Annotated in this window: 6 protein-coding genes; 5 read left to right on the forward strand and 1 reads right to left on the reverse strand. The window is 64.4% G+C overall.

Features of this window, described 5'->3' with window-relative positions; translation table 11 throughout:
- The 5 genes from ABSB13_RS10510 to ABSB13_RS10530 all read left to right on the forward strand — a co-directional run bounded on the left by ABSB13_RS10510 (position 1) and on the right by ABSB13_RS10530 (position 6079).
- Complete coding sequence (locus tag ABSB13_RS10510) at positions 1-2247, forward strand: FtsK/SpoIIIE family DNA translocase (RefSeq protein WP_428107965.1); 2247 nt, start codon at positions 1-3, stop codon at positions 2245-2247.
- Positions 2244-2948, forward strand: a complete 705-nt coding sequence (gene lolA, locus ABSB13_RS10515; protein WP_428107967.1) for an outer membrane lipoprotein periplasmic chaperone LolA — start codon at positions 2244-2246, stop codon at positions 2946-2948. The genes ABSB13_RS10510 and lolA overlap by 4 nt, the downstream gene beginning before the upstream one ends.
- A 114-nt stretch (positions 2949-3062) precedes the next feature.
- Positions 3063-4403: a 30S ribosomal protein S12 methylthiotransferase RimO gene (gene rimO, locus ABSB13_RS10520; protein ID WP_428107970.1), complete on the forward strand. Its 1341-nt coding sequence runs from the start codon at positions 3063-3065 to the stop codon at positions 4401-4403.
- A gap of 22 nt (positions 4404-4425) precedes the next feature.
- Entirely contained in the window at positions 4426-4878 is a 453-nt protein-coding gene (locus tag ABSB13_RS10525; RefSeq protein WP_428107972.1) for a TraR/DksA family transcriptional regulator, read from the forward strand.
- Positions 4879-5134: 256 nt separating this feature from the next.
- Positions 5135-6079, forward strand: coding sequence for a P-loop NTPase (locus ABSB13_RS10530; RefSeq protein WP_428107973.1), 945 nt, complete (start codon positions 5135-5137; stop codon positions 6077-6079).
- 113 nt (positions 6080-6192) lie between these two features.
- Here the strand turns inward: ABSB13_RS10530 and ABSB13_RS10535 are convergent, their stop codons facing one another.
- On the reverse strand, positions 6193-7938 hold the full coding sequence (locus ABSB13_RS10535) for a hypothetical protein (protein WP_428107975.1): 1746 nt from the start codon (positions 7936-7938) through the stop codon (positions 6193-6195).
- Positions 7939-7946 lie beyond the last annotated feature (8 nt).

A 7946-nucleotide genomic window follows, 5' to 3' on the forward strand; every position in this document is an offset into this window, starting at 1 on the left:
ATGCCCATCGAGATGCCTTCGCCGCCGGCTCGCGAGCCGCGCTCTGCGGTCGAGGAGGTGTTCGTTCCCGTTGCCGCGCATCCCGGCATCCGTATCGCGCGCGAGCTATTCGCCCTCGCGCTGCTCGCGTTCGCGGCCTTCGGCGCGGTGAGCCTCGTAAGCGTCGATATCGGTCGGATTCCCAACCTCGGCGGTCCGGTCGGCGCCGCAATCGCGGCGACCCTCGGCGCTTTGATCGGGTACCAGTCCTACACCGCGATGATATTGGTCGCGTGGCTGGCGCAGCGCGTATGGACGGGCGCGCGGATCGCCACGATCGTGCGCGAGATTGCCGGCGGCGTCATTTTGATTGTTGCGCTCGCGGCCGCCGGCGCCCTGTGGGATCTGCACGACGCAAAGATGGGCGGTGAAATCGGCGCGGATATCGCCACGACTCTCAGTGATTCGCTCAACCTGGCCGGGGGCTCGATCGCGGTCGCGCTCGGATTCATCTGCGGGCTTGCGCTGATGCTCAAGCGGGCGCCGACCGAGCTGTTTTCCGGACTCGCCAACAAAATTCGCCCGCGCCGCGACGAGTTCGAACTTGCCGGCGGTGACACGCGTATCCCGTTCTCGCTTGGCGCCGGCGACGAGATCGAGCCCGGCGGCCTCGACGGCAAGCTGGCGCCGCTGAAGGTCAGGCTGCTGGATATTCGCGATGCGACGGCGCGCGAGAAGCGCGACCGGGCGGCGGCTTCCAAGCCGCGCCAGAAGGGTGCTTTCAAACTCCCGCCGCAGTCGCTGCTGGATTCGCCGCCGGCCGAGCACGCGCAGGTGGACGAGAGCCAGCTCGAGCGCAGCGCGCGGGTGCTCGAGCAGAAGCTTGCGGACTTCGGCGTCGAGGGCCGGGTGGTCGAGGTACAGCCGGGTCCGGTCGTCACGATGTACAAATTCGAGCCGGGCTCCGGAATCAAGGTGAGCCAGGTTGTCAATCTCGCCGACGATCTCTCGATGGCTCTTAGAGCCGCCGCAGTGCGCATCCAGGCGCCGGTCCCCGGCGAGGCCGTGGTCGGCATCGAAGTGCCCAACCGCAAGCGCGAACGCATTTTTCTGCGCGAGATCCTCGAAGCCGAGGAATTCCTCGCCGCGCAGAGCCAGCTCACCATAGCGCTCGGCAAGGATATCGCCGGGCGTCCGGTCGCCGCCGATCTCGCCAGGATGCCGCATCTGCTGATCGCCGGAGCGACCGGAACCGGCAAGTCGGTTTCGCTCCACACGATGATTGCGTCGATTCTGTTCAACGCGACCGCCGACGATGTGCGTCTGATTCTTGTCGATCCCAAGATGCTGGAATTGTCGGTGTACGAAAATATTCCGCATCTGCTGGTTCCGGTCGTCGTCGATCCGCAGAAGGCCGCCTCCGCGTTGCTGTGGGCGACGCAGGAGATGGAGGCCAGGTACCTGCGGATGCGCGAGCTGGGCGTGCGCAATATCGACGGCTACAACCACGCGCTGGCGTCGGGCGCGTCGATCGCACAGCTCAAGATGGCGGGGCAGAGCGTGCCGGCGTCCGACGATCCCAATCAGCCGGCGGTCGGCGCGATCGAGCATCGCAAACTGCCCAAGATCGTGATCGTCATCGACGAGCTCGCCGATTTGCTGCTCGGCGAGGGCAAGACCGTCGAGCGCGATATCACGCGGCTGGCGCAAAAGGCGCGCGCCGCGGGTATTCATCTGATCCTCGCCACCCAGCGTCCCTCGGTGGATGTGATCACCGGACTTATCAAGGCCAACCTGCCGGCGCGAATCTCGCTGCAGGTCGCCTCGCGAGTCGATTCGCGCACGATTCTCGATTCTATCGGCGCCGAACGCCTGCTCGGCGCCGGTGACATGCTCTTCATGCCGCCCGGCAGCGTGAAACTTCGCCGCCTGCACGGGCCGTTCGTCGGCGAGCATGAGATTCGCAGGCTCGCTGATTTCCTGCGTGCGCAGGGCGCGCCCGAATACCGCATGGAAATCCTCGACACCAAGCCTCCGGGCGAGGAAGAGGGCGGCGGATTCGGCGCCGACGTGCAGGACGAAATGTACGACGAGGCGGTGCGGATCGTGATGGAGACCAACCAGGCGTCGATCTCGATGATCCAGCGGCGCCTTCGAATCGGCTACAATCGCGCGGCCCGGATGGTCGAGCAGATGGAACGCGAGGGAATCGTGATGCCCGCCGACGGCGCCAAACCGCGCGAAGTCCGCCTGCACAGCGTCCGATGAGCGTCCGCGGCTTTCCTGAAAATATGTGGAAGGCGATTGTTCCCGCGATCCTGATGATGCTCGTCGTCGCGGCGCCCGCTCGATCGGAGACGATGGCGCCGTCGGGGCCTCCCGTCAGCAAAGATTTGAAGCAGGTGCTGGATCGCCTGCAGCGTCATTACCGCGACACCAGGTCATTCTCGGCGAAATTCAGCGAGGAGATTGCCACCGTCGGCGCGCCCAAACGCATCCGTCAGGGCACGGTTTCATTTCGCAAGCCCGGACGCATGCGCTGGGAGTTTCAGGAGCCTGAAAAACAAACCATCGTCAGCGACGGAGAGACGCTCTACAGCTACGATCCCGATCTCAACCAAGTGGTCGAAACTCCGCTCAAGCAGGCGCTCAAATCGAGCAGCGCGACCTCGTTCCTGCTGGGAATCGGCAATATCAACCGCGACTTCAAGGCCGCGTTCGCGACCCCCGCGACGCTCACCGGGCTGGTCGATTTGATCCTCGACGCGAAGACGGGCGGCTACAAAATCGAGGTCGGGCTCGATCCGAAGACTTATAATTTGATCACCTTGACGCTTACCGACCAGCTTGGCGACACGACCAGGATCGACTTCAGCGACGTTCATGATAATGTGGAGTTGCCCGAATCGATTTTCGCGTTCAAGGCGCCGGCGGGTGCGGATGTCGTGACGGCGCCGGCCACGCCGTGACGCTCGAGAGAACCCGAAAATTATAATCGCCGCCACGGCGCATCGAAGCGCGATTGCCTCGAATCAATGCGACAGGTATTTTTAAAAGCCCCATAAGTTCCTTCCGATTCTGTCATGGAAAAAGTTCACTTACTCACGCTTGGATGCCCCAAGAACCTCGCCGACAGCGAGTTGATGCTTGGCGCGCTGACCTCGGCGGGATTCGAGATCACGCTCGACCCCGAAGAGGCGCAAGTGCTGTTGGTGAATACCTGCGCGTTTATCGAAGCCGCCAAGAAGGAATCGATCGACGCAATCCTCGAAGCGGCCGAGGTCAAGAAGCGCGGCGGTGGCAAGCGGCTGGTGGTTGCGGGATGTTTGTCGCAGCGCTACGCCGCTGAGCTCGCCGCCACGATGCCCGAAGTGGACGTGTTCGTCGGCACCGGCAACTTCCTCGATCTGCCCGAGCTGCTGCGGCGCACCGAAGCGCCCGAGATGCGGCCGATTCCGTATGCCGGCGCGGCGCATCTGCTGCCCAGCTCGGCAATCCCGCGAATCAAGACCGGAGATTTCTTCACGTCTTACTTGAAGATTTCCGAAGGCTGCAATCACAAGTGCGCCTTTTGCATTATCCCCAGGATTCGCGGCCTGCATGAGAGCCGCCCGCTGGCCGACCTGGTCGCCGAGGCGCGCAACCTGGCGGCCGTCGGCGTTGCCGAAATCAATTTGATCGCGCAGGATTTGACCGCCTACGGCCGCGACCTCGATGAGCCGTCTTCGCTGGCCGCGTTGCTGCGCGAACTCTCGACGGTAGGCGGCCTGCGCTGGATACGGCTGCTCTACTGCTATCCGAATTTCGTGAGCGCCGAACTGCTCGACGCAATCGCGGAGCTGCCCAAGGTCGTCAAGTACATCGACATGCCGTTGCAGCACGCCGACGACGCGATGCTGCGCGCGATGCGCCGCGAGCGCTCGGGCGCGGCATTGGTCAAGCTGCTCGATCGCGTGCGCAAGCGCATCCCGGGCGTCGTGCTGCGCACGTCGTTTATCGTCGGCTTCCCCGGCGAGACTGACGCCGCCTTCGAGCGGCTGGTGAAGTTTGTTCGCGATGAGCAGTTCGATCGGGTGGGAGTGTTTACCTACTCGCGCGAGGAGAATACTGCCGCCTTCAACCTGCCGGACCAGGTGCCCGAGCGCGTCAAGCGCGCGCGGCGGGCGCGCTTGATGGCGACGCAGGCGGAAATTTCCCTGGCCAGAAATCGCGGCCTGGTGGGACGCGAGATGGAGGTGCTGGTCGAAGGTCCGATGCCCGGACGCTCCACGCGGATGCGCGGGCGAACGTCGGGGCAAGCGCCGGAAATCGACGGCTCCGTATTTCTTGCGGGCGAGGCGCAGCCGGGCGAGTTCGTCCGCGCACGAATCGACAAGGCGCTGTGCTACGACCTGCACGCAACCGTCGCCGGCGCAGCCGCTTAATATACCGGGAGTCGCAGATTCAATGTCGAAGAAACCAGTTGCCGCAAACCGAAGGAAGTTCCTTGCCAAAACGCGCGAGCAACTGCTGGAAACGAAAACCAAACTGCTCGGCGAGATCGATTCCGAATCGCGGGCCGAACGCGAAGGCAACAAGGACGAGGGCATGGACACCTACGACCTCGCGTCCGAAGAGCGCGATCGCGAGATCAACTTCATCCTGTCGGATCGCGAACGGGCCAAGCTCAAGCAGATCGACGACGCGCTCGAGCGGCTCGACGACGGCGCCTACGGCGTCTGCGAGTCCTGCGGGCTGGAGATCGCCGAGGAGCGGCTCGAGGCGATGCCGTTTTCGCGCCTGTGCCGGGATTGTCAGCAGGACCAGGAGCGCGAGGCGAAATCGCAGCGGCGATTCGACGACGAGCGCAACACCTACCGCAAAATAGGTTCGACCGACGCCGACGACGACAACGCCTAAGCCAGGCGCGCGGGCCGTTGGCAGGGGCATGAAGGAAGAATCACCTGCGCGGTGAGTGGCAGGGGCTGCGGCCCTGCACCCAGTATTAAGGCCGCCCGCGGTTGGCGGGCGCGGCCCCTGCCAGGGGTCACCTCTGCCGGTGGGCATTGTTTACCGCGATGCCCAAACCAGTCATCCTAAACGCTGCAGCTTGCGCGGGAGGCGTAGTTGTCAACGATCGCTGCGATCGCTGGGTCAGAATGTCAGCAACCGGCCAATGAGGATATTTTCCGATATTGAAAGCGATGGATCCGTTGGTTCGTCCGTCGATTTAGCCGGCGTTCGCGAGCGGATTCGCAGCAATCTTTCCGGCGTCGGCGCGACGATTGCACTTGCAAGCGCTCGGGGCGGGGTCGGCAAGAGCATGCTTGCCGTGAATATCGCGGCGGCGTTGGCGATGAAAGGCCGCAAGGTTGCGATCGTCGATGCGGACCTGAATTCGCCCAGTGTCGCGGCGATGCTCGGGATGAAACCGCAGCGGCGCCACGCGATGATCGAAGGAATCGAACTGGCTGCGGGGCCGCATGGCCTGCGCATCGTGTCGAGCGATCAGCTTCCCGGTGGCGAGGCGCCGCCGATCAGCTTTGTGGATGATTACGATCAAATCAACGGCAACAACGCCGGCGAGCCGGTCGCGCCTGCCCCGACGCGGCCCGTGGAACTTAGCTATCGCGAAGCGCTGAGCCGAATCCTGGCGCAATCGCAGTTCGGGAGCGTCGATTTTTTGATCATCGATCTGGCGACCGGCCTCGATCGATTGTACTCGGTGGCTTCTATCGCGGCGCTTGACGGGGTCCTGTTGCTCAGCCAACCGTCCGCACAGGACACCATTGCCGCGCGCCACGCGATGAAAATTGGCCGCGCGATCGGCGCGCCAATCGTCGGCATCGTGGAGAATATGGTCGGCTTCAACTGCGACGGATGCCGCGCAGTTCGCCCTCTATGGCCGGAGGGCGATCTTCATGGAGTCGCGCGCGAGGCTGCGGTGCCAATCCTGGCGCGGCTCGCGTTTGAACCGCGCCTTGCCGACAGCAACGATCGCGGCGTGCTGTTCGTTCGCGAGTACGGGTCCACGCCTACCGGAAAAGTGCTTGCCGATATCGCCAACCAGGTCGAGGCGATTGTCCCCGCGCACCCTCGAGCAGCGGATACGCCCGCCTAGCGGTCGCACAACGACTGGAACGATCGCTTCCTCGCTTTAACCCTTCTAACCGGCCTCCCGCGCCCGCCAACGGCGGGCGGCCTTAACATTGGGTGCAGGGGTCACCCCTGCGGTCACCCCAGCCGCGAATATTCAAACATCCCGGTCCCGCGATGGGCGCCTGCGCGAAAGCTCGCGAATCCGAGCGAGGTGTAAATGCGCGATTGTTCGGGCCCGGGGCGCGAGAGCGGAATAAAGCATTCGACGCTGCCCTCGAGTTCGCATGACGGCCCATCCGGGCGCGTTAACGACGCGGAAATACGGCGCGGCGGTTGCTCGACCGAAGGGGTATCGATCGTGAGATCGCCGAGCTCACACGCCGTCCAGCCGCGGGGGCCGAGAATCCTGGCGCTGCGGCCTGGCGGCCCGTCGCCGCTCTCGACCGAGCGGGCTTCGAGCGCACGCGGCGCATCTTTATCTTCGAAACATGACCAAATCATCCGGCGCGCGGTGAATTTCTGCGGCCCCAGTCCGGTGAACGACATTCCTGCGCGCGCAAATCCGTTCACCGTCCGTGCGGCGCCGTCGATGCAAACCCGTCCCGAAATTCGCCCGAATGAAGCGCTCGACGACGCGCGGTCCTGCGCGGCGCCCGGCGAGGACAGAATCCGGTCGAAGTCGAACTCACCGCCGGCACGGTCGATTTCGAAACGCGCGTTAACTTCGGTGTCGCCGTCGAGCCGGCCCGAAGCCAGCGCGCGTTCGATGCTTAGATACGCGGCAGCGTCGGGCACGATCACCGCAGGTCCGCGAAACGCGAGCACGATCGATTCGCCCTCGCGCCTGAGCGAGAGCGGACCGTGAGTCACGGCGCCGCTGGAACGTGTCGGCCGGCCTTCGGCGGTGAACAATGCCGCGCGATGGCGATCGAACAGCATCATGATTCGCGCGCCCATGCCGACGCCGCCGACGTCGAAGCTGGCCATCGCGCCGATATGCGCCGCGGGGTCGTAGAATTCGATCCCGACGCGTCCGGGCGCCGCAGCCGTTGCAGCCGCGCCGAGTTCGGACCTGACGACTGGCGGGCGCGGCGCGCGATTTACAACGAGAGGCGCGCGCGGGGTGTGCGAACCGGCGCCGTTGGCCGAGAAGACCTGGGCGATGGCGTCTTCGCATCGGGTGCGCAACTCGCCGGGCATCCTGATCGAGACCGACAGTTCGAGTTGGGCCGCATCGACGACACCGCTGGCGGCGGTTTCGGAAATCGATCTGAGGGGCGCGTTGGAACTTTGGCGATGACGCGCGGTGAATGCCTGCAACAGGTTCTGGAGACCGCCGCCCGGGTAACGCATGCCATAGGTCGGCTTGATTCCATGATCATGCAGGCGGTCGGCGAGTCCGGCGAGAGGGCCGTTGATGAAATCGTCGCTGGCCGAGACGCAAGCGGAACCGGGCGGCCGCAGTTCGCCGCCTGAATGCCGCAATCCGAGTCCGAAATCGAGGCGCGGCTCGATAATGTTCCATCCGTGGATGAGCAGCACCGTGACGCGGCCATGACGCTTGACGATTGCGCCGAGCCGATCCGCGATCATTTCGAGCAGCCACGGCGCGCGTTCGATCAATTGCGAGAGACGGTTGCAGTCGAGCCGATTGCGATCCATCGCGACGTTGATCAGCGCCGACGCGCCAAGTCGCGCCGCAAGACCGCGCGTGATGTCGGCGGTATGGAGGTCGTTGACCTTGGCATTGGGGATCGAGCGGGTGCGCGGCTCGGCGCGGCCGCCGTGCGGCGTAATCAGCAGCACGGGAGAATCGGAGTCGATCACCTCGAGCCATGACTCGGAGGCGGCGACTGCGGTATGAAGCCCGGATTCAGGCATTCAGATCG

It is taken from the genome of Binatus sp. (SeqCode) (assembly GCF_050013435.1).
In the GTDB taxonomy this organism is placed as follows: Bacteria; Desulfobacterota; Binatia; order Binatales; family Binataceae; genus Binatus.

Excerpts from the sequence above, each read along its gene's own strand:
- ABSB13_RS10510 (WP_428107965.1), top strand. The coding sequence starts at position 1 with ATGCCCATCGAGATGCCTTCGCCGCCGGCTCGCGAGCCGCGCTCTGCG.
- lolA (WP_428107967.1), top strand. The coding sequence starts at position 2,244 with ATGAGCGTCCGCGGCTTTCCTGAAAATATGTGGAAGGCGATTGTTCCC.
- ABSB13_RS10530 (WP_428107973.1), top strand. The coding sequence starts at position 5,135 with ATGAGGATATTTTCCGATATTGAAAGCGATGGATCCGTTGGTTCGTCC.
- rimO (WP_428107970.1), top strand. The coding sequence starts at position 3,063 with ATGGAAAAAGTTCACTTACTCACGCTTGGATGCCCCAAGAACCTCGCC.
- ABSB13_RS10535 (WP_428107975.1), bottom strand. The coding sequence starts at position 7,938 with ATGCCTGAATCCGGGCTTCATACCGCAGTCGCCGCCTCCGAGTCATGG.
- ABSB13_RS10525 (WP_428107972.1), top strand. The coding sequence starts at position 4,426 with ATGTCGAAGAAACCAGTTGCCGCAAACCGAAGGAAGTTCCTTGCCAAA.